The sequence below is a fragment of the Bacteroidota bacterium genome, assembly GCA_016714535.1.
Lineage (GTDB): Bacteria > Bacteroidota > Bacteroidia > AKYH767-A > OLB10 > JADKFV01.
Genome location: JADKDR010000011.1, coordinates 1 through 23,126, shown reverse-complemented (window position 1 = coordinate 23,126; position 23,126 = coordinate 1). Strand labels below are relative to the sequence as shown.

Sequence of the window (23,126 nt, the reverse complement as noted above, 5' to 3'; positions counted from 1 at the left end):
GTTTTTAAAACACTTGGTTTACGTTTTAACAAAAAATAATAATGAAAAAAAAATCTCCTACTAGTTATCCTATGCATGTTTGCATTAGTAGATAACGCTGGTGCGCAAGCTTTCAATGCTGCCCTTATAACTCATTTTGGCAATGCCAGTTGTGGTATTTGTGCATTACAAAATCCACCATTCAAGAATACTATATTAACGCCTAATGTTGGCAAAGTTCATCTTATAAAAGTGCCCACCAGTTTCCCGGGTTTCAATCCAATGTATTCTGCAATTCCTGCTATATGTAATGCAAACCTGACCTACAATAACATAACAAGTACACCAACGGCTGTTATTAATGGCAATTTTAAAAAGTCGTCATTGTCAAATGTTACACAAAGCGATATAAATACCATAAACGGCCAGCCAAGCCCAATCAGAATAACTACAAGTCATACTAACATCGGCCAAAAACGCACTGTTACCGTTAACATAACCACACCTAAGTATTTAAACACGCTTCCCCCAATCCCCCCCCCAGAATACTCACCACGTTACACCGCAGGTGTCGCTGAACACCCCGTTAGAGTATACGGGGCAGGCCTAATAGACAAAAGCTTCTCGTATTCGACTCGCCCGGGGGCTTTCGTCTATACGGCTAAAGGTTTAGCGGCTGCCGTGCTGTTCGGTCAAAGCACAACTGTTTGAATTCCGCACAAACTTTGTCCGAAGCGAATTACCTTAGAGGCACAACTAGTCGTGTTTGCAGTGAAACCGTGGTTACACTTGCACAAAAACCAATGTTCGCTGTTCATTGTTTGTCTCATCAAATGCTGTCAAACTATTTCTGCTCCAAAAGCTCTAAAGATTTTTTTGAATCTTCATTTTTGGGATTTATCAGAAGAGATTTTTTATACATTATAAAAGCCTCTTCTTTTTTGCCTGATTTAGCTAACAATTCTCCGTAGCTGTTAAATAGATTATCACTGTTTGGGAATACTGTTATCGCAGAACGGAACACCGTAAATGCCAAAGTAATCTTTTCACTCTCGAAAAATTCATAGCCAAGTTGATTCAATTCATCTTCATCTAAAAAATAATTTGAGGTATCGTACTCCATTTCTATGAATTTTGCAAAAGCATATTCTTCACTTTTTTGCAATAATAGATGAGCATAAGTAGTAGCAATGGATTTTTTAGCTTTTTTTACTGAAACTGTTTTACCATTCATAATACTTAATGCACCAAAAATATTGTCCATTGCTGAACTACTTCGTTTATTATTAAACCATACTATTAATTGATGTTTGGTTAAATTCATAATTATGTTTGCGGCACAACCAGGCATACCACCACTTTCCCATACAATTTTCCCCATAGTACTATCTAAAGAAATACGGTTTCCAAACCCCAATAAAAATCACCTATCACACCTATTTCAGAACCAACGCCCCTTAAAGTAACTTTTTTTCCATTGTTTTTTGTTGAAGGGCTAAAAAGGAGATCAAGGCTATTTTGTTTTAATAAAATTCCGTTATACAAAGCATTCTCGAAATTTACCAAATCGGTAACAGATGTATAAATGTTTGCATCGCCTTCAGAAGGCCAAGTTTTGTAATGCACTTTAAAATCATTAGTTGCAAAAGAATCAACCCGGACAGGAGTTATAGAATAACTAAAAGGAAAATCATAATTATATGCTACGTTTGGCTGTGTATATGGATTTGTTCCCGAAGCTTTTTGAAAAGTGTTTTTCATGCCTGAAGGTTTAAAAATATATTTTGAAAGATAGCTGTCAAATTTCTTACCACTGACCTTCTCTACTAACAAGGCCGCCAAAACAAAATTGATATTAACGTACTCCCAGGCCTCTCCTGATTGAAAAGTTAAAGGCAGTTTACTTATTTTGAGTGCAGGAATCACATCATTTAAAGTAAATATTGTATCTCGGTTCAATCGCCAAAGAGGTAAAAATATTTCACCTATATCGGGAATTCCCGATGTATTCGAAAGTAATTGATTGATAGTTACTTCCGGATAAGGAAAGTCTTGAAAATATTTAGCGTATTTATCATTTAAATTCAGCTTTTTTTGTTCACACAATTGAAGCACTGCAATTGAAGTAAATAGTTTAGAAACCGAAGCAATTTGAAACCGTGTATTGGCTGTGTTAAGAATTTTATTTTGAGCATCAGCATAGCCAAAGGATTTTTGGTAAAGAATTTTCCCATTTTCAGCTACCAATACACTGCCACTGATGTCACCATTTTTGTCTATTGTTGAAAAGAAAGAGTCTAATTTACTTTCCCGTCCTTGTCCCATGGAAAACTGAGTAATACAACAAACAAAAAACGAGATTACTAAAAAGCGAAGCTTGGCTCCATTTGTTTTATAGGGGCGTATGTTGTCCATCGAAAATAACCGCAGAGAATAAATTAGTTTGTTTAAGTATAATTTAGTCATTTGTTCTTGATTCTATTTTTAAATTTTTTCTGTTCATTCAAAGCTCAAATGTTCAAAGTTAGCAGTGTCCCCAAGAGTTGCCGATAACGAAGAAGGGATTAAAGAAGTTTTAAAAAGAAGGGATTAGAAGCATAACTGTTTGTTTACCTACACTGTTTACCCCGCAGGGCGATAGCCCAACGGGGTGAATTAGAAGCACCACTGTTTGATTACCGAACAAAGCCCTTCTTTTTTCTATTTCTTTTAATCTTACTGTTATTCGTAGTTTTTCTCTCGCTATGAAACTGTGCCCATCAATCTTTCACAACCTTTCCTTTCTTAATCACTCCGTTTTTGTTTCTCACTTCGTAAAGATAAATACCCTTTGCAAGTTGTTCGGTGTTTATTGAAATTGAATTTGTAAATTTCTCTTGCAATAATTTCCTCGAAGCAATGTCATAAATAATTATTTCTGAAAACTCGTGATTGCTTATTGTTATATTTAATTTATTGTCTAAAGGATTGGGATAGATTTTTATTTCTTCTTTTATGTTTTGTTCTTCCAACCCAGTAGTGCAAGTAGAACCACATAGGGTAAGGCATACATCGTCAATATAAATATATGTAAGTGCATAGCCAGATGTATTTATCTGAGTCATTGTGGTTTGAGAATCGTCTTTATAATTCCCAATTGTCAGATAACTTTCTCCACCCGAAGCTATATAATTTCCGTTAACAGAAACCCAGTTTAGGGTATCAGGCATATTTCCGTTTGTATTGTTAAGTTGGGGTGTAAATGGCAAGGTTCCATAAAAATTGTAACCTGTTAAAAGTGTATTAGAAAAATAAACACCAATATCGTCTGATGCAAAACCGGATGGATTAAATAGGTTAATGAACATTTCGAAATGGTAGCATTGACCAGCCACTAATGCTGATGCAAATGGAACTTCAATATATTCTCGATAACTTGTAGTGCCGCCTGAATGCCATAAAAAAACACCTGAATATCCAGCTCCGCTGTGTGCAAATTGGTAGCCATCCCCCGACCAATTAGAAGGGACACCTGAAAAAGGATTTACAGAGCATTGATTAAAATAATCAGATGAACAAATTGATGTAGGACAAAACCAGGGAACTGCATTGGCAATCTCATTTAAACCACCCGGGCACCCCGAATACCCCTCAAAATCCCCATTCGGAACTAAATTTTGCGCATTACAAATTCTGCAAGTCAACAGCAAAATGATTAAGTAGATTTGTTTTTTCATGGCATTACATTTTGAATTAGCAATACAGTTTATTCGGAGCGTTAAAATTACGGATAACGTTTGTGTTTCTGCAATGGTGCCATTCCGAAGCCGCGTCCTGTCCCACGAAACGATAGCGTTGAACGAAGATAAAACTTAAAATCAAATCGTCACGGCACCATTGCAAAAACATGCTGTTAGCGGCTGACGGTTAGTCCCTCGCTTTTTTATTCTTTGTTCCTACTGTTCCAAATTGTTTTTTAATTGTCCGTATGTGTCGAGCTACTTCCGCTTTAGAAATTGTCTCACCTGTCTCAAGATATCTTGCAACATAATTTTTACATTTGGTACAATCACCCACGAAAATTATGTCGTCCAACCTGTTAAGATAAATCTTATAATTCTCTATTGTCCCTGAGTAACCATTTTTACAATGTAAGCAATAAATACTATTGAGCACTCTGTCGAGATGTCCGAAGTCGTCCCCCATTATAATCTCTACATCTTCAATGTATATTTCGATTTCTCCGGGGTCTCTTTTTCTCTCCTTTTTAATCATGTCCAAAACTTTCTTAACCGCTTGCCGCTAACGTCAGCCTGTGAAATAACCAACTTGCCCACAGCTGCACGTTAACAACATGAGGTAAAAATAAAAATTACAACGACACCGTTGACATACTTTAGCAAAAAAAATAAATACACATCACATAGCAAAGCACTGCCGGTATCAAATGGAAATATCAAGTTTAGATTGCAATATCGATGCTGAAAATGTTTTGTGTTTTTTTGATGCATTTGTAAGCAAGCTTTATTTAGTGAAGTTACATTTTGAGGTAATTACCATCAACACCGAAAGCTTCGAAAAGATACATAATTGCTTCGCTGTAGAAAAAGAAATGCTATAAAACATGAGTTGGATTTTTTTGGTTGGGAGAAAAAATACTCTCTTAAAAAAATTGCTTGCAGCGTTGGCTTGTGTGTTTTTTAAGAGTATATTTTTTGCTTGGGTGGCTTTTTCTCAATTGGCTCTTTGTTTTATTAAGTCCAACTGTTGCGTAATGTTATCTACTATGCCTTCCATCCATTTGTCCATTATGTTTTCAAATTCTTTTTTATCAGGCAATTGATGGTAAAGTTTTTCCAACAAATTGTTTTGTTGGTTGCGGTCAAAGCCAATGGTGTAGTTGTATTTAGTTGTTACAACTGAAAGGTCTTTCCAAATGTTAAACGCTTTTATTCCTGCTGGAATAAAACCGTTGAAGCGTAACTCAATTCTAAACTCACCAACTTCTTTATGTTCTTTCAAATAATTTTTAACGGCTGTATCAGTTTTATGCCCTTGTCCATCTGTCCACACCATCACTTCAATTTCTTCAAACTTTTCAGCAATATCTTTTTCTTCTAATTGCTTTGTAATGCTGTTGCGTAAAAAGAAAACTACTTTGTTCAAAATGCGTTCGCAATTTTCAGCAGTTCTTTTTTCCTTTACTGGCGGCTGCTTCAATCCCTTTATCAACTCTTTTAGTTGCCCAATTTTTTTGTCAACGGGCTTCTGCATTTCAGTATATCCTTCTTCAATTTCTTTTTCCAATTCTTCAATCGTTGGCATTTCGCCTTTCAACTGTTTAGGCAATGCGTTTGCAAATTGATAATCAGAAACTCCGATAGGGGATTTAATTCCTTGCAACGAATATTTTACAACCGTTTTGTTTGGTGTTTTGCAAAGCAAAATTCCAATTGTGGGTTTATCGTCTTTGTTTTTTATTTCTTCGTTGACAGTGTTGGTGTAGAAATTCAGTTTGCCTGTAAACTCGGGTTTGAAGTCACCAACTTTTAATTCAAACACAACATAGCATTTCAAATGAATGTTGTAGAAAAGCAAGTCCAAAAATAGTCATCGTCTTCCACTACTAAATTATATTGGTTGCCTACATAAGCAAAACCCCGTCCAAGTTCCAACATAAATTTTTTGAGATGCTGCATCAAAGCCCGTTCAACATCTTTTTCTTTTGCTTCTTCGCTTAGTGTGAGAAAGTCAAAAACATAAGAACATTTAAATGTTTCTTTGGCTAAATCAGAATCAATAGCAGGTATAGTATTATCAAAATTGTTGATGGCTTTGCCCTGTCGTTCAAAAAGTTTGTTCTCAATTTGTGATGACAAAACATTTCTGCTCTAACTATTTTCAATACATTTTTGAATGTAGAAATACTTTTCTTGTTCATGTTTTACTTTATCTAAAATTAGTTGATGATGTCCCCAAGGTAATTTTGCAGCAGCTTGCTGCAAAATTGCTGGGTCATCATTTTTAAGCACTACTAATTTGTCAGATTTATTTTGCAAAACTTTAGGTTGCTTTTTTGATTTTGTTGTCTGTTCCAATTTTGCAGCAGGTTGCTGCAAAATTGAAAAGTGAGGATATGCCTTTGCAAATTACCTCATGTAGCGAAGGTTTCGGGCTGACAAACCCTTCATGTCTTCAAACTCTGTTCTTAAATCAACCGATAATCTTTCCACCGTTTTTGTTCCCCAACCTTCTTCGTTTTCCTGTTGAATAATGGTTTGCCCGACTTCCCAATAAATAGCCAAGAGTTGAGCATTAGCAGTTAATGCCGCTTTAAATCGGGCTTGCCTGATTTTCTCTTTAAGCCCGTTTAGTATTTGCTGATATTTATTTGTCTGTAGATTCATAATTATTTCTTCTGTGATTTTTTTATTCCTCTGCTGCTATTGAAAGTTTCTCCTCTGGAATTGCATATTCTTTTAGGTGCTGTTATCACAAGTTTACCTTTCCAAATATCTGTTCCATTCAGCATTATTTCCATTATAGGTGTTTATATCAACCCAACCACTGGCAAAGTCAAATTTGCCTTTGTGTGAATGTTGCCAGAATGTCCATTGTCCGTTGATATCAGGTTTTTTATTAAAAGAGCAAATCCAAATATTCTTATTTCTCATTGTCTCTTTGAGATATTTATTGTAACCATTCTCATTAGTGTAAATCATCAGGTTTGCTCCTGTTGCCCTTTCGACTGAAGTAATGAATTCATCAATTTCATCAATTATTTCGACTTTATTCTTTGTTGTTTGATTGCCCCATTCTTCTATATCTAGAACAATGGGTAAATCAAATTTCTTTCCCTCAATTGCCGACAAAAAATTAATCGCTTGTTTTTTATCTGATTTGTTGAACCTGAAAAAATGGTATACCCCAAAGAGTATTCCGCTTTCTTTTGCACCTAAATAATTTTTTTCAAACGTTTCATCTTTATAATTTTCTCCCTCCGTTGATTTCATAAAAACAAAATCTATACTTTGCTCCTTTACTTTTTGAAAGTCAATTTTACCTGTATGTTTAGAAACATCAATTCCTGTAATTGGGTATTTTATTTTATCGATATCAATACCAGAAGGAATATGAATAATAGTGTAAATTATAATTAATCCCGCGGCTATCGCAAACAGGGCAATCATAAATCCAATAATGCATCCTTTTTTCATTTAAATGTGTGCTAACGTCAGCCCATGAAGAAACCATTTCCTCAAAAGTTGCACGTTTAATAACATCAGGTAAAAATAAAAATTACAACGACACCGTTGACACACCTTCAAAAAAAATAAATACACATCACATACCAGAGCACTGCCTGCATCAAAAAGAAATATCAAGTTTAGATTGCAATATCGATGTTGAAAATGTTTTGTGTTTTTTTGATGCTTTTGTTTGCAAACTCTATTTAGTGAAATTGAAATCTGTTCAGTGGACAAGTGGTCAAAATTTGTCAAGATTTGATTCGCCTAAAGTTTTTGTGCTGCTGTACACTTACAGTTTCTCATAAGCTTGTGTGTATACCTGTTCGGGTAAGTTGGGATTGAATTGTTTTAGTTTCTGTAAGAAATTTCTTTTAAGAATAATTTCCTTTTTACTTCCTCTGCCTAATGAACTGCCTTCACCAAAAGTTTCTTTGTTGTAGGCAATAGCAGTGTCCCAACCCAAGCGGTCATGAAACAAATCAATGGCAGTTTGTTCTACAAGGTTATCTTCTGAATATTCCCAACTCATTTATTGTCTTTCAATTTTTTTACTGCCTTGTCAAAATCGCTTTCATATTCACGGTCTTGTATCACTCTATATTTTTCAAATTCACCTTCGGCTTTCAGTTTTGCTTGCAGCATGGTTACCTTGGCGTTGTCTTTGAGAATCGGATAATTGGACAGTGGGAGAAAGTTGCTCAAAAATTTGCTCCAATCTTTCATATACATCAGTTGGTTGCGTTTGGCATTTACCTCTGCCAAATCAAGATAAGCAGAAACTATTTTGTTAAGTTCTTCAATGTGAGCTTCGTTCAAATAATTTTTTGCAACCGAGACATCACTTTTCAATATTTTTCCTGAAGGGGCTTGTTTCCATGTTTTCAATCCCATGTAAATTTTCTTTGCATCGGCTTCGGTGTAAATTATTTCGGCTGCTGTTTTTCCTGTAATTGCCCAATGCAATTTGTTTTGAACCGATGCAAAAAAATCTTGTGTGGTGGGTGCTTCTTTGGTGTAATCAACACTCAAAGCATACAGGTCGGTAATCTTCTGATAAAATCGTCTTTCGCTTGCACGGATTTCACGAATGCGTTCAAGCAATTCATCAAAATAATCTTTGCCGAAATTTTTGCCTTGCTTCAATCGTTCATCATCCAACACAAAACCTTTGGTGATAAATTCTTTCAATGTGCTTGTTGCCCAAATACGAAACTGTGTGGCTTCGCTGCTGTTTACACGGTAGCCAACTGCTAAAATTGCTTCTAATCGGTAATACGAAGTTTGGTATTTTTGCCATCGGCAGCAGTTGTTTCCATTTTGGAAACAACTGAATTTTCATCCAACTCTTTTGATTCAAAAATGTTTTTGAGGTGTTTGCTTATTGCAGGAACAGCCACCGCAAACAAAGCTGACAGTGCTTTTTGTGTTAACCAAAAAGTTTCTCCTTGGTAAACCACTTCCACCTTTACATTGCCTTGTGGGGTGGAGTAAAATATGAGTTGATTGTTTTCCATTAGCGTAATTATTTTTTTGTCATTTACCGAGAAATCCTCGGCAACTAAATCTTTATTTTTCAACTTGTAAGAATTCCTTAATAGTTCGTTTTTCATTCACTACCATTTTCCTGATGTCGGGAAAATGGTTTGCACCGTGTTGAGTGGTATGTTCCAAAATGGAACTAACCACTTCTTTTAATTCTCTGCTTTCTATACTTTGCTCCTTTACTTTTTGAAAGTCAATTTTACCTGTATGTTTAGAAACATCAATTCCTGTAATTGGGTATTTTATCTTATCGATATCAATACCAGAAGGAATATAAATAATAGTGCAATTTATAATTAATCCCGCGGCTATCGCAAACAGGGCAAGCATAAATCCAATAATGCATCCTTTTTTCATTTAAATGTGTGCTAACGTCAGACTGTTAAATAACCAACTTGCCCAAAGCTCCACGTTAACAACATGAGGTAAAAATAAAAATTACAACCACACTGTTGACACACCTTCAAAAAAAAATAAATACACATCACATAGTAGAAGGCTGCCGGCATTAAATGGAAATATCAAGTTTAAAATGCAATATCGATGCTGAAAATGTTGTATGCTTTATTGATGCATTTGTAAGCAAGCTCGATTTAGTGAAATTGAAATTTGAAAGAGTAGTTGTTGTCGTGGTATTTTAAACTACAAGAGGCATAAATCGTATATGGTCATAGTTAAACAAACGCAAATAACAAAATTGTTTTACTAATACACGTAAGCAATCACCTCATTAAACTACGCACCACACCGAAAGTGTTGCTGAACACCCCGTTCGAAAATACGGGGCAAACTTTATAGACAAAAGCCCCTCGTTTGAGTTGCGCCTGGTGGGCTTTCGTCTATACAGCTATATGTTTTGCGTTTACTTTTTACACATGACCTAATTATTTTCTTATAACAAGCTGAAACTAGTTACAACGCCATTTTTTATGTGGACATACCACAAAAATCCAAATTTATATTTACCATCAGGGGCTGATTTACCATTCATAAAAGCTTTTTTTCCGGGTTCGGGATAGCTATAGCTATTATTCTGTTCAATCCCTACTATACCCTTGTTTGTTTGAAAATCGACAATAACCAACTTATTTTCATCTACCGTTTCGTATGAATAATTTGCCTGTTTTTGCTCATTGGAAAATTTATTTTCTGAATTTTCAGCCTCAATTAGCTTTTTAAAGTAAGTATATAAATCAATATATGTTTTGTTTTTTAGAGTCAGCGAAGATTTAATTTGTCTTCCAATATTTGAATTTTCTGCCAATAATTCAAACGTTAAAACAGCATTTTTGAAATCTCTTAATTTGTAAGTCTTTTGTCCAATTGGTTCCACCGCTCCAAATGGCTTTAAGAATACTTTATCTGCATTAATGGTCTTCCAGATAAACGTTACTTCTTGGTCATATTCAAACGTTTGTTTATTCGATTTGAAATATTCTATATCTGGGTTGAAGTTTACTCCTCTATTAGTTTGTCTGGTAGATGAACTTTCGTTTTTAAGGGCGTCATACGCTTGTCATTTCTGACTGTCAACTAATGTTTCATAGGCTTCTTGTATTTCTTTAAACCGTTCGGTAAAAAACTCATCACCATCATTTTTGTCAGGATGAAATTTGAGCGAAAGTTTTCTGTACGCTTTCTTTACCTCTTCAAGAGATGCTCCTTTTTTTAAACCAAGAATATAGTAGTAATCTTTCATTTACGTAGCTGTTGTGTCGTTTTAAAGTGCCGATAAAGTTTTGCAAATCTGCCATGGGCGGGAATCTCAACACAAATGTTTATGCCCAAAACTGAACTTTCGGTTACCACAAAATTGGCTATGGATCACGAAACCCCGCCTATTGCAAATGTGCTGTTATGCACAGGGCTTTATTGTGGTTTCCTTCTTTCGATTTTTAAAGTAGTCTAAAATTTCAGCTTTTGTCATTTTTGATAACTTTTCGCTCAATTTGTCACGTTGCTGACGCATAAAATTTACAGCGTCAAATTGTTTTTCAGTCGTCTTCATATTTTTCAAATTCTCTTGGTGAACGTATTTCTAATTGTTTATAACCGTTTTTAATGTTTATAGAATTGTAACCACGAATTCTTTCCACATTTACTATGTGTTTAAAATTCCAACTTATTAAAAAGTCTGCACGATTTATTGTCGCTAATGCAATATGTAAACAATCTGCAAAACTTGTTTGTCCAACTACCTTTTCAGAAATATAATCTGTTGCGAGGTCAATAGCTTCAATTGTTGTCTCAAGAAATTCAGTGTTGTCAACCTTTATACTTTTTACAAGTTCTTTTACATTTTGTGGAGCGGTTTCTAATTCGTCTTGTGTTACTGTAGAAAAAAGTAAAATAAATTCATTGTTTTTCAGTCTTTCGAACAGCGGAATTGTATGTTCAGCAAACTCTTCGTCAAAGTGTCCACCGAAAACAGAAGTGTCAATATAAATTCGTTGTTTCATATGGTCAAAGTTACGAAAAAAAGTTTATTATGGTTAATGGTTTTCGAAGTGTTGTGGTGTCGTCCAAGCCTTGTGCATAACGTCAGCCTGTGAAAAAACCAAACAGCCCACAGCTGCACATTAACAACATGTGGTAAAAATAAAAACATAAGCACTGGTGATTACTATTTTTGAAAAATTTTTTTTGCATGCAGCACATAGCGCAAGCCAATAGACATCAGGTAGATTTAGTTCGCTTGACTGTCGTATTTCTGCAAACAATCCAGTTCGTTTTATCGATGCATTTGTTGATAAGCTCGATTTACCTCAGTTACAGTTTGAGGTAACTAACATCAACACTGAGGGGCGTCCATCGTTCGATAGAAAGTTGTTTCTCAAAGTATACATATACGGTTACATCAACGGCATACGCTCATCGCGTAAGCTTGAGCGAGAGTGCATGCGTAATGCCGAAATGCAATGGTTGTGCGGCAACCTTGTTCCCAATTACCATAGTATAGCAGACTTCCGTAAAGACAACTCCCAAGCCTTGCGCAACACCTTAAGTTGTTTGTGCAGTTTCTTTCAGATTGCGATTTGCTTGGTAAAGAATTAATAGCCATTGATGGTACCAAGTCTCGAGCACACAATAGCAAGAAGAATAATTACAATCCCAAAAAATAGAACGCCATTTGACCTATATCGAAAACAAGGTTAATGAGTATATAACTCAATTAGACGCTTGCGATGCCAACGAACAGGAATTGAAAATAGATGATATAGCACATAAAATTGAAAAATTAAAGCCAGCAAAATTAACTACGAAGCCTTGCAGAAAGAGTTAACCCAGAGTGGTCAGCCACAAATAAGCACCACCGATGCCGATGCACGTGCCTTGCTCATACAAGGTGAGGTTGTGGAAGTGAGTTACAATACACAAGCAGCAGTAGATGAAAAACATAAATTAGTAGTAGCCACACATACCATCAATCGCAATGATAGAAATGCGCTTACTGATATTGCCAAAGAAGCAAAACAAAACATGGAGGTAGAAACGTATACAGTAATAGTAGATAAAGGGTATCATAACGGTAGGCAGATACAGCAGACCACACAAGCAGGCATAACCACCATAGTAGCACCACCCGAAATAGTAAACAGCAACGAGCATGGCACCACCCCGATTACGTAGTAACTAAGTTTGTATACGATGAAAGCACTGATACATATACATGTCCACAAGGCGCAACACTAACAACCACAGGCACATGGCATCGCAAATCGCGCGAGCGCGATACTTACCAATTTAAAAAATACCGTACACCAAAATGTAAACCTGCCCGCAAAACACCTCTGCACAGGGCGCGCCAAAGGAGGCCGCGAAATAGAACGCAGTGAGTTTGCAGCCGAAGTAGAAGCCAACAATGCCCGCTACCACAACAACAAAGAATTGTACCGAAAGCGACAAGAAATTAATGAGCATATATTTGGAACTATCAAAAGAGTATGGGGATAATATACACAAATCTAAAAGGATTAATAAAAGTGAACGGAGAATGGAGCCTCATCATGACAGTTTACAACCTCAAGCGCACAATCAACATACTAGGTATACAGCCACTGTTAGAAAAACTAAAAAACTGGAATCCTGACTACACAAGGATTTCACGGCTAAAATCAAAACGACCTCATTACATCAAATTCTACGCATTCAATTTTGCGACTATAGTGTAGCGGCCTAAAAAACAACCCCCGTTAAAATCGTCTAAATCGTATATGGTCACCGTTATGGAACGGATTCGGCTGGCAAAATTTTCCAAAATGGGTTTTTTCACAACCTGACGTTTTGGGGCTTGGCGAAGGGCGGGATTTTTAGCACTAAAGTTCATACGAAGCACAAATGTTGAACCTTGCACAAATGTTTCTACGAAGCACGTCAGCCCGCCTTTTGCCAAACCGCTGTTAGCTGTAGTTTTTCTTCGTGTCAAGGTAAATATTCTATATCAACACCTCTGTCGTGCATATGTAAAATGCAATTTTCTAACTCACCGTTTTTGAGTTTAATTGTCAAACCATAGTCAGCAAATGAAGCTCCCATTGCATCGTGACCGTAGCCACGCAAAACAATTTTGTCATTTGTCTGCTCTATAACTTTCATTTGCTTTGGTGCCATTTGAACATTGTTTTGCCAAACTGGGTGATTGCCGTCAAGGTTATACATTGTAACAGAAACGCCTTCGCCACCGTTAATATTTGGCTCAACTTTTACTGCTCTTCCTGCACCACCGTGTGGTCCAGATACGTGTCTGCCATTTTCGTAGCGTAAATGGTCAGAAGATTTGAAAACGAAATCTAATTTCATATTTGATTTTTTTGATTGATTGTTTGCGTTTGTGTTGGGAACATTTTGTTTAATCCAATTTACAGCTAATGCTTTTGTAGTGTTTTGAAAAATACTTGTATAGTCGTCTCTCAACTCTGAAACTCTACTTTGATATTTTTGTCCAAACAACTCGTGGAATTTTTCTTGGATATGGTTGCTATTTGCCAAGTCGTCAATTGTCAAATCATCATCGTATGTAAAATCTTTTAAGACTTCTACTGAAAAATACTCTACAAATGAACTAAATGGCTCTTTTCCTTTAGTTTGTTTTTTATACTCTTCAAGAAATTCAGACAAATTAAGTCTGTCAATTAAAACATATCTATCCTCATCTACGAAATCGGTCGGCTCGCTATTGGTAATTCTATTAGCAAGTCTTCTGTTAGCTACACTTTGGTCGCCAATATGAGATGAAAAATAACCTTCAACATAACTTAAAACATCACCTTTCAATTTGTCGAAGTAAACCAATTCGTCATTGGTTCTACTTAAACCGAAAAATGTTGCCATTAAAACTTCTTCGTTCAAGCTGTCTATTGAAAATTGAGGTTTTACTTCCTCTTTTTCTGTTGTTTCATAAAGTTGGTTTACAAGTGCAAAGTCTAATTCATTTTCATCAAAGTCATCATCATCTGTGTCTGTAAACAAAACAACTTGCGGAAATTTATTGTCAATATGGTTTATTAAAGCATCAATGTCGCCTTCGCCAAGCATCTGCCTCATATTGTCCATTGAAAACATACTATTACTAATTGCAATGTCAATACTTCGTTTTGCTTTGTGAGCAATTTTATAAGACTGTTCTATATTGCCAATTAGATAGTTCCCAAGTGCTAAATGATAAAGGATTTTAGGTTTGCCTACGTGTTCGTCCTCTGTCATTTCATTTGCTTTCTTGAAATGTTCTAAAGCTTTTTTTATTGATGTTGCATCCTGTTTCTCTAACAGTTGCTGTCCTTGTTGTAAGTGGAATGAGAAGTCCATATTTTTTATTTTTTTTGTTCGTTAGTTTCTGTCTTGCAGTGTCGCCATAAAATTACAGCTAACGTTTCGGGGCTTAAAGAAGTTGGGGATTTCGGAGCACAAAACTGTCAGCCTACCACCAAACTTTATTAGTTGCACAAAGTTACGATTTACCACTGAACCCCCAATTTCTTTTAAGCCCTTGTTATCAGCTGCCCTTCTGTCCGTCCGAAGTGTTGTCGGTCGTGTTTGCAGGGTCTGTCTGCGATGAACGGGTGCGGTTGCTTGCACTCTCTTTTGCTTTTGCTGCGTCTGCCCGTGCGTTGAGGCAAAAGCAAATGTGAGTGCAAATGCGTTGGCTTTAGATGCAGTCGGTTTTGAGTTTGCAGGTCTCTCCATTTTATCCTTTGTAATTCATCAGTCGTAAACTTGTCAAAATTACAATTAGTGTTACTCCTACGTCTGCTGCTATGGCGAAAACCAAATTGCTGTAACCAATAAATGCAAGTGTTATGAATATCAATTTTACCGCTATTGCTCCGATGGTGTTGAATTTTATTCTTCTCAATGTTTTTTTACTTAACTGAATGAGAAACGGAATGAGTGAAAGTTTGTCGTTCATCAATGCAATGTTTGCAGTTTCTATTGCCGTGTCGCTTCCTGCTGCTCCCATTGCTATACCTACGGTGCTTTGTGCAAGGGCAGGAGCATCGTTTATGCCATCGCCTACCATTGCTACAAATTTATATTGTTGCAAAAGTTCTTTGATTTTGTCGGCTTTGTTTTCGGGTAACATATTGCCGAATATTTTTTTAATACCTACTTGTTGGGCTACATAGTTTGCTGCTTTTTCGCTGTCGCCTGTAAGCATAATAGGTTCTATGTTCATTGCTTCTATTTCCTTCAATGCTGCTGCACTGTCGGGTTTTATTTCGTCCATTAAACCAATGACACCTGCTACACCTTCGCCAAAACTTACGACTACACTTGTTTTGCCTTGTGCTGAAAGTTCTGCTACAATTTTCTCGGCTTCTTTGTCAACGGGTTGATGTTCTTTTATGAAATCTAACTTGCCTACATAAATTGTTTCGTCTTCACACACCAAACATTTTGCGGTTGCACCTTTGCCCATAATGCTTTTGAAACCTTCGGTTTTGTGTGGTTCAAATCCTTCTTTTTTACTTGCATCAACAATAGCTTGGGCTAATGGGTGTTCGCTGAATATTTCTGCTCCTGCGGTGCAAGCCAAAAGTTCTTCACGGCTTGTTCCGTTTAAAGGAAATACATCTGATACAATCGGATTTCCAAAAGTAATGGTTCGTGTTTTATCTAATGCAATTGCTTTGATGCTTGCCAATGCTTCAATGTATTTTCCGCCCTTTACTAATGCTCCTTTTGCTGATGCGTTTCCGATTGCTGCGTAAATGGCTACAGGTGTTGATATGACCAATGCACAAGGACAAGCGATTACTAAAAGTGTAATGGCTTGTTGCAACCAATGGTTAAAATCTAATTGCATTGCAAATACAGGAATGACAAAAACTAAAATTGCCATTGCAATAATTGACGGTGTGTAATACTTTGAAAATTGCTGAATGAATTTTTGTGTTTCACTTTTGTTGCCTTGTGCTTCAAAAGTTAGGCGAATGATTTTTGAGAAAGTGGTATCAACAGAAAGTTTTGTTGTTTCCATTTCTATGAAACCATTTTTGTTTAGTGTTCCTGCAAAAAGATTGTCGCCTGTGTGTTTGTCTTTTGGAATTGGTTCGCCTGTAATGGCGGCTTCATCAACAGTTGTTTCGCCTGAAATAATTTTGCCGTCCAACGGTATCATTTCACCTGCTTTCACCTGAATGATTGTGCCGACTGCAATTTTATCAATAGGAACATTCTCATTTTGAGATTTTACAAAAGCGGTCTTTGGTGCTTTGCTCACCAATTCATCTAATGCAGATTTTGAATTTTCTATTCCAATATCTTCTAAGCGTTCGCCTAAAACATATAGCACTATTACAACTGCTGCTTCGGGATATTCGCCCAGATAAAATGCACCGATTACAGCAATGGTCATTAGTAAATTGATGCTGCTAAATTGGAGTTTGAAGATTGCTTTTACTCCGTTCCATAAAACATTGTAGCCAATGCCGAGAATGAATGCAGCAAATACGAAGGGAGCATAAGGCATAGGTATGTGTATGCCGATTATGGATAAAATTTCTAACGCCACCACTATTATGATTGCAGAAAGAAGAAAAATAAATTTTTTGTCGTTGATTGGTAGTTTCATTATTGAAAATATATTAAGTGATTAATGTGCGTGTGCTTCGCCTTTATTATTCATTTTAGCTAAGATGAAAAAAGCTCCGTTCACTACTACTTTGCTGTTTGCAGGAATTTCTTTTAGTAAAGTAATTTCGCTGTAACCTACATCGGTAGTGCCTTTTCGGATGGGAATTTTTTCAAAGGTTGTTCCTTCTTCTGTATGTTCGGGTTCTTCTTTTTCGCTGTGTTCGTGTCCGTGTTCATCGTGCTTGTGTTCGGCAGTTTCTTTTTCCGAATGATGTTCTTCTTCCTTATGAGCATCGGTAACAATAAAAATATAGTCCTGCCCTTCGTGGTTTACAATGGCGTTGGTTGGAACTGCATCAACAGTAGCATTTTCTAAACTTACTAAGGCGGTAATGCTCATTCCGTCAATCAAGCCTTGTTTGTTGCCTTTTACCATTGCGTGAACGGCAATGGCTTTGGTGTTTTGCTCAAAGGTGTTGCTAATGGCGTAAACATCTGCATCGTATTCTTTGCCTGGATTGTTGGTAAGCGTAAAATGTATGGTTTGCCCCACTTTTAGTTTCTGTAAATCTTTTTCATATACATATAAATCTAAATGTAGTTGGCTATTGTCCACTATTTCGGCAATAGGATTGTTTGCATCTACATAGCTGCCAATGTTTACCATCACATTGCTGATTGTGCCGTTTATGGGGCTTGTAATGTTTACGATTGATTGAATGTTTTCGCTTGTGAGTGAAGCGGTGTTGATACCAATAAGTTCTAACTGCTTTTGCAAACTCGCTTTTCGGGCTTTCAAGGTTTTAAGTTCTGCATCGGCAGATTGCAAATTCTTTAATGCTCCTGCATTGCCTTGTTGCAATTCTTTTTGTCGGGCAAATTCCAATTGTGCCAATTCTGCTTTTGAAGAAATACTTAAAAACTCCTCTTGCATTGTGATAAAAGAATTGTTTGAAATGGTAGCAATTGTTTGTCCTTTGCTCACCGAATTACCTGTTTGCACCAAAATAGATTTTATTACACCGCCCAATGATGCTGTTGCATTTGCCCTGTTTTGATTAGGCACTTTTAAAATTCCATTCGCTTTGAGTGAGGCGGTTAATTGCTTTTTCTCAATGCTGCCTAATTCTATTTTTATAGATTTCATTTGCTCGACTGTAAGCATTGCCGTGTTGGTGTTTTCGTGTTCATCGTGATGCTCGGTTTCTTCACCGTGCGTTTCGGTTTTATTGCTGTTGCAGGATGCAAATACTATGGATGTTGCAAGGGCTGCTATGAAGATTATATTTTTCATTTCTGTGAAATTTTATTTATTGATTAAGAAATTGATGTTGATAATGGATTGGTTAATTTGATTGACGGATTGCAGATAACTTAACTGCACATCGGTAGCGGTTTGTAAGGCTTGCAAGTATTCAATGTAGCCAATGTCGCCACTTTTGAAACCAACTTTTGCGGTGCTGATAATTATTTCTGCATTGGGCAAAGCTGTTGATTTGTAATAATTGTATTGCGACAAATTCTGGTTGTATTGCTGAAAAGCATTTTGCAATTGGCTTTGTAAAATCAACTTTCCATTGTCGGCTTCAGTTTGCAAAGCCTGTTGTTTATAGCTAAGTGATTTTACTTTTGAAGCGTTGCTAAAAAAAGTAATTGGAATACTTAACCCAACATTAAAACCTTGAAAGCGTTTACTACCATCAAAATTTACATCTGCACCATTTATGTTTTGCACTCCAATTAATGACTGGTTGAAATAACCCACATTCAAATCGGGCATTGCAGATGCGGTTTCTACCTTTTTATTTTGCTCGGCAATAACTGCTTGCTGATACAATACCTTTAATGAAGGATTATTTACAATAAGTGTAGTGTCAAACGAATTGCTCATTACAAGTGGTTGGAAGTTTCCGCTATTTTCAATCGTAAATTCTTCTCTTGTGTTCATTAGCGTTTTTAACGAATTGTAAGCGGTTGAATAGTCTGTTTCGTTTTGTTTGAGCAAAAGAGAAAGCTGCCCACGCTTGGTTTCGGCTGTGGTTTTTTCCAACAAATTTGTTTCACCTGTTTTATATCGCAAAGCGGCTGCATTCACAAAATCATTATACAAACTGTCTAAGGATTGCAGTTGTTTTTTTGTGGTTTGTAAATACTGCAACTGATAATACCAATATTGCACCTGTGCTTTTATTTCGTTGGCGGTGGCTTGCTGTTGCAATTGGCTACCTTGCAATTCGGCTTTATACAAACCTGATTTTGCAGAATAGTAAGTTGGAAACGGAATGGATTGATTGATTTGAAAACCCAAATCCTGATTGATGCTATTATATTGCCCATATTGTAAATTGACATTCGTTTTAGGTAATTCAAACACCGATTTTTTCAATAGGGTGGAAGATTGCACATTGAGTTGTTGCGATTGAATTTCTAAATTATTTTTCATTGCTGTGCTTAGGGCATCTTCAACGGAAATGGGTTTAGTTGTTGGTGTTTGGGCGTTTGCAGCATTGAATGAAAGCAATACAAAAACTAAAATACTTGTGGCTGAAACTTTTATTTTAGACTTTTTGATTTTAGAAAACATCACATACAGCAAAGGCAAAACAAACAGAGTTAAGAAAGTTGCTGTAAGCAAACCGCCTATCACAACCGTTGCCAAAGGTTTTTGCACTTCTGCTCCTGCACCGTGCGAAAGTGCCATTGGTAAAAAGCCCAATGATGCAACGGTGGCAGTCATTAACACAGGTCGCAAACGGATTTTTGTTCCTTCTTTTATGCGTTCTAAAATGTTGGTCATTCCGTCTTTTTCTAATTGATTAAAAGTTCCGATTAACACAATGCCGTTTAGCACAGCTACACCGAACAAAGCAATAAAACCGATACCTGCCGAAATGCTGAATGGCATATCACGAATGAGCAAAGCGAATACACCACCTATTGCACTCATTGGAATTGCTGTATAAATAAGCGTGGCTTGTTTTACTGAACTAAACGTAAAATAGAGTAACATAAAAATGAGTGCTAATGCTACTGGCAAAGCAATCATCAGGCGTTTGCTTGCTGCTTGCAGATTTTCAAACGTGCCTCCATAGGTGTAATAATATCCTTCGGGAAGTTTTACTTTTTCACTCAGTTCTTTTTGAATGTCGGTAACAACACTTTCTACATCTCTGCCCTTTACATTAAAGCCTACTACAATTCTACGTTTGCCATCTTCACGACTAATTTGTGCGGGACCCAATTCCATTTTTATTTCCGCAACTTGCGATAATGGAATTTGCGTTCCGTTGGTAGTTGGGATATACAAATGGCTCACATCGTCAATGTTGTTGCGGTGTGTGCTGTCTAAGCGAACCACCAAATCAAATTTGCGTTCGTTTTCATACACAACTCCTGCACTTCCACCAGCAAAAGAAGTAGAAACAATGTGGTTGATGTCCTCAATGTTTAAACCGTAATTGGCAATTTGCGAACGGTTGTATTTGATTACGATTTGCGGTAAACCTGCAACCCTTTCAACGCTTGGTTCTGTTGCACCGTCCACACTTTGAACAACTGCATTTACCTTATTGGCATAGCTTAAAAGTGTGTCCATATTTTCACCGAAAATTTTAACGGCAACATCTTGGCGAATACCTGTCATAAGTTCGTTGAACCGCATTTGTATGGGCTGATTTTTCTCAAAAAATACCCCGGGAATGGTGTTCAGTTTCTCTTCAAATTCTTCTGCCAATTCATCATACGAAATATCACGTTTCCATTCGCTTTGCGGTTTTAAAATTATCATCATATCCGTGGCTTCAGGCGGCATTGGGTCTGTTGGAACTTCGGCTGCTCCTGTTTTTCCGACTACCATTTTTACTTCATCAAATTCTTTGATTAGTCTTGATGCTTGCATAGAAGTTTCCAAACTTTGTGAAAGTGATGTGCCTTGCGGTAATATGCAATGAAAAGCAAAATCGCCTTCTTGTAAAGTTGGGATAAACTCACCGCCCATTTTTGAAAACAGAAACACGGAAACCACAAATACGGCAACAGTTACACCTACAATTACTTTTTTGAAACGGATTGCTTTTTCTAATAGTGGTGCATAAATGCGTTGGAAAAAGTTCATCATTCTATCGCTCAATGTTTGTTTGTGCGAAATGTTTTTAGAAAGGAACGCTGCACACATCATTGGAATGTAGGTAAGCGATAAAATCAACGCTCCAAAAATGGCGAAGGAAACGGTTTGAGCCATTGGGCTAAACATTTTGCCTTCAATGCCAACCAAGGTAAGAATAGGAATATAAACAATAAGGATAATTATTTCTCCAAAGGCTGCACTGCTTCGAATTTTAGATGCCGAAACAAAAACTTCATTATCCATTTCTTGTTGTGAAAGTTTGCCTATTGCTTTTCGCATTCCTAAATGGTGCAAAGTGGCTTCGACAATAATTACTGCACCGTCTACAATTAAACCAAAGTCAATTGCTCCTAAACTCATAAGGTTTGCCGAAACATCAAATACATTCATTAAGCCCAAAGCAAACAACATTGATAAAGGAATGGCAGAAGCCACAATCAATCCTGCACGAAGATTTCCAAGAAACAGAACTAAAACGAAGATTACTATTAAAGCTCCTTCAATCAGGTTTTTTTTTACCGTTGAAATTGCACGGTTTACCAAATCGGTTCTATCTAAGAAAGGTTCTATTACTATGTCTTTAGGCAATGATTTTTGAATGGTTGCCATTTTATCTTTGATACGACTAACCACATCGGCACTATTCGCACCTTTCAGCATCATTACAACTCCACCTACTGCATCTACTTCACCGTTGTAGGTCATAGCACCGTAACGGACTGCACTACCAAATTGCACTTCAGCAACATCTTTTATCAGGATTGGAATGCCGTTAGGGTTTGTTTTTACAACAATATTTTTGATGTCGTCAAACGAACTAATCAAACCAACTCCACGAATGAAATAGGCATTTGGTTTTTTGTCAATGTATGCCCCGCCTGTATTTTCATTATTCTTTTCTAAGGCGGTAAAAATTTCGGGAATTGTTATTCCCATTGCAATAAGTCGGTCGGGATTTACGGCAACTTCGTATTGTTTGAGTTGTCCGCCAAAGCTGTTTACTTCCGCAATTCCTGCCGTTCCGTAAAGTTGTCGGGCTACAATCCAGTCCTGCATTGTCCGCAAATCCATAGCTGTGTATTTGCTTTCGCTTCCTTTTTTTGGGTGAATAATGTATTGATACACTTCACCCAAACCTGTGCTTACTGGTGCTAATTCTGGTGTGCCAACACCTTTGGGGATTTTGCTTTCGGCTTCCTTTAGTCGTTCGTTAATCAGTTGTCGGGCAAAGTAGATGTCCACTTTATCGTCAAACACAACGGTAATTACCGAAAGTCCGAAACGGGAAATGCTCCGCAACTCTTCCAAGTCGGGAAGGTTGGCAATGCTTTGTTCTATTGGGTAAGTTACTAACTGTTCAACCTCTTGTCCTGCAAGGGTTGGGCAAACCGTAATGATTTGCACTTGGTTGTTGGTAATGTCGGGAACTGCATCAATAGGCAGTTTGGTTGCACTCCACACTCCCCAAATAATGAGTGCAAACGTCATCAAGCCAATGATGAATTTATTTTTTATGCTGAACGCAATTATTTTGTCTAACATTATTTTTATCAGTTTAATGAATGAATACAGGATTACTTGCGGTGCGTTAGCATCGTAAATAGTTGTGTTTTGTTCCGCTGAAAGCGGAACATCAGAAATTCATTAACTGATTTTGGGCGGTTGCCAAATAGACAAATACACCTCTGAAACAAATGAGGCGTTGTAAACTGGAAATTTTTCTAATGAAACAGGAACGTGAAGCGATAAACTGAAGGTAACAAACGAATTACTAAAAGATTGTCCGCAGCAAGCACACATACAAAAAGGTGAGCAATTCTCGGTGTCGCTGTCGTGGTCTGAATGGTCGGTAGTTGCTAATGAAGTTTGTTCTGCACTCTGATATTGACAGTCGTCCTTGTCGCTGCACGGCATAACAGGACAAAGCCAACAAGTAAAAACTGAATAAGAGTGTCAAAACTTGTTTCACGGGGCAAATGTAGGGAAAAAATTTGTCGGTTTTGCTGAAAATTGTCGGGTGGCACTGGTGCGGTTGGGCAAAATAAAATGTGCTGCAAAAAGTGGGTCGGCTTGTGGGTGGCTTTGCAGCTCTTTTTATTTTGCGAAGGGATAGCCAAACGGCTTTGCCGAAAATTGCATTGTCGGTCGGTTTTTGTCTGTCGGTTAATGGTCGCACT

20 protein-coding genes and 2 pseudogenes are annotated in these 23,126 nt (G+C 37.0%); 2 read left to right on the top strand and 20 right to left on the bottom strand.

The window, feature by feature from the left end; all coding sequences use genetic code 11:
- Positions 1-75: 75 nt before the first annotated feature.
- The gene (locus IPO27_14070; GenBank protein MBK8847598.1) at positions 76-690 is read left to right on the top strand and encodes a hypothetical protein; all 615 of its coding nucleotides are present in this window, start codon (positions 76-78) and stop codon (positions 688-690) included.
- Between the two features lie 133 nt (positions 691-823).
- On the opposite strand, the gene IPO27_14065 is transcribed toward IPO27_14070, so the two are convergent.
- The 15 genes and pseudogenes from IPO27_14065 to IPO27_13995 form a co-directional block, all read right to left on the bottom strand.
- Positions 824-1,360: a hypothetical protein gene (locus tag IPO27_14065; GenBank protein MBK8847597.1), complete on the bottom strand. Its 537-nt coding sequence runs from the start codon at positions 1,358-1,360 to the stop codon at positions 824-826.
- Positions 1,361-1,368: 8 nt separating this feature from the next.
- Complete coding sequence (locus IPO27_14060; protein ID MBK8847596.1) at positions 1,369-2,445, bottom strand: beta-lactamase family protein; 1,077 nt, start codon at positions 2,443-2,445, stop codon at positions 1,369-1,371.
- A gap of 293 nt (positions 2,446-2,738) precedes the next feature.
- Positions 2,739-3,695 carry a T9SS type A sorting domain-containing protein gene (locus IPO27_14055; GenBank protein MBK8847595.1) on the bottom strand — a complete coding sequence of 319 codons (957 nt, stop codon included), beginning with the start codon at positions 3,693-3,695 and terminating at the stop codon, positions 2,739-2,741.
- Positions 3,696-3,885: 190 nt separating this feature from the next.
- Complete coding sequence (locus tag IPO27_14050) at positions 3,886-4,233, bottom strand: hypothetical protein (GenBank protein MBK8847594.1); 348 nt, start codon at positions 4,231-4,233, stop codon at positions 3,886-3,888.
- Between the two features lie 459 nt (positions 4,234-4,692).
- Entirely contained in the window at positions 4,693-5,535 is an 843-nt protein-coding gene (locus tag IPO27_14045) for a DUF1016 family protein (GenBank protein ID MBK8847593.1), read from the bottom strand.
- Complete coding sequence (locus IPO27_14040) at positions 5,532-5,837, bottom strand: DUF1016 family protein (protein MBK8847592.1); 306 nt, start codon at positions 5,835-5,837, stop codon at positions 5,532-5,534. Before IPO27_14040 ends, IPO27_14045 begins: the two co-directional genes overlap by 4 nt.
- Positions 5,838-5,849: 12 nt before the next feature.
- Positions 5,850-6,056: a hypothetical protein gene (locus IPO27_14035; GenBank protein ID MBK8847591.1), complete on the bottom strand. Its 207-nt coding sequence runs from the start codon at positions 6,054-6,056 to the stop codon at positions 5,850-5,852.
- A gap of 51 nt (positions 6,057-6,107) precedes the next feature.
- Entirely contained in the window at positions 6,108-6,365 is a 258-nt protein-coding gene (locus IPO27_14030; GenBank protein MBK8847590.1) for a hypothetical protein, read from the bottom strand.
- A 93-nt stretch (positions 6,366-6,458) separates the two neighbouring features.
- Complete coding sequence (locus IPO27_14025) at positions 6,459-7,175, bottom strand: hypothetical protein (GenBank protein ID MBK8847589.1); 717 nt, start codon at positions 7,173-7,175, stop codon at positions 6,459-6,461.
- Positions 7,176-7,497: 322 nt separating this feature from the next.
- On the bottom strand, positions 7,498-7,737 hold the full coding sequence (locus IPO27_14020; protein MBK8847588.1) for a hypothetical protein: 240 nt from the start codon (positions 7,735-7,737) through the stop codon (positions 7,498-7,500).
- Positions 7,734-8,722: pseudogene (locus IPO27_14015) on the bottom strand (virulence RhuM family protein). Before IPO27_14015 ends, IPO27_14020 begins: the two are co-directional and overlap by 4 nt.
- Before the next feature lie 52 nt (positions 8,723-8,774).
- Positions 8,775-9,107, bottom strand: a complete 333-nt coding sequence (locus tag IPO27_14010) for a hypothetical protein (protein ID MBK8847587.1) — start codon at positions 9,105-9,107, stop codon at positions 8,775-8,777.
- A 535-nt stretch (positions 9,108-9,642) separates the two neighbouring features.
- Positions 9,643-10,083, bottom strand: a complete 441-nt coding sequence (locus IPO27_14005; protein MBK8847586.1) for a hypothetical protein — start codon at positions 10,081-10,083, stop codon at positions 9,643-9,645.
- 183 nt (positions 10,084-10,266) lie between these two features.
- Positions 10,267-10,449, bottom strand: a complete 183-nt coding sequence (locus IPO27_14000; protein MBK8847585.1) for a DnaJ domain-containing protein — start codon at positions 10,447-10,449, stop codon at positions 10,267-10,269.
- A 295-nt stretch (positions 10,450-10,744) separates the two neighbouring features.
- Positions 10,745-11,209, bottom strand: coding sequence for a PIN domain-containing protein (locus IPO27_13995; protein MBK8847584.1), 465 nt, complete (start codon positions 11,207-11,209; stop codon positions 10,745-10,747).
- Positions 11,210-11,397: 188 nt separating this feature from the next.
- Between IPO27_13995 and IPO27_13990 the strand changes: the two are divergent.
- Positions 11,398-12,835: pseudogene (locus IPO27_13990) on the top strand (IS1182 family transposase).
- Positions 12,836-13,172: 337 nt separating this feature from the next.
- Here IPO27_13990 and IPO27_13985 read toward each other — a convergent pair.
- From IPO27_13985 to IPO27_13965, 5 genes are all read right to left on the bottom strand, one after another.
- Positions 13,173-13,550 (bottom strand): hypothetical protein, encoded by a 378-nt coding sequence (locus IPO27_13985; GenBank protein MBK8847583.1) that lies wholly within the window; start codon positions 13,548-13,550, stop codon positions 13,173-13,175.
- 1,384 nt (positions 13,551-14,934) lie between these two features.
- Positions 14,935-16,821 carry a cadmium-translocating P-type ATPase gene (gene cadA, locus IPO27_13980; protein MBK8847582.1) on the bottom strand — a complete coding sequence of 629 codons (1,887 nt, stop codon included), beginning with the start codon at positions 16,819-16,821 and terminating at the stop codon, positions 14,935-14,937.
- Positions 16,822-16,842: 21 nt separating this feature from the next.
- Positions 16,843-18,117, bottom strand: a complete 1,275-nt coding sequence (locus IPO27_13975) for an efflux RND transporter periplasmic adaptor subunit (GenBank protein ID MBK8847581.1) — start codon at positions 18,115-18,117, stop codon at positions 16,843-16,845.
- 12 nt (positions 18,118-18,129) lie between these two features.
- Positions 18,130-22,491, bottom strand: coding sequence for a CusA/CzcA family heavy metal efflux RND transporter (locus IPO27_13970; GenBank protein ID MBK8847580.1), 4,362 nt, complete (start codon positions 22,489-22,491; stop codon positions 18,130-18,132).
- Positions 22,492-22,593: 102 nt separating this feature from the next.
- Entirely contained in the window at positions 22,594-22,863 is a 270-nt protein-coding gene (locus IPO27_13965) for a hypothetical protein (protein MBK8847579.1), read from the bottom strand.
- Positions 22,864-23,126 lie beyond the last annotated feature (263 nt).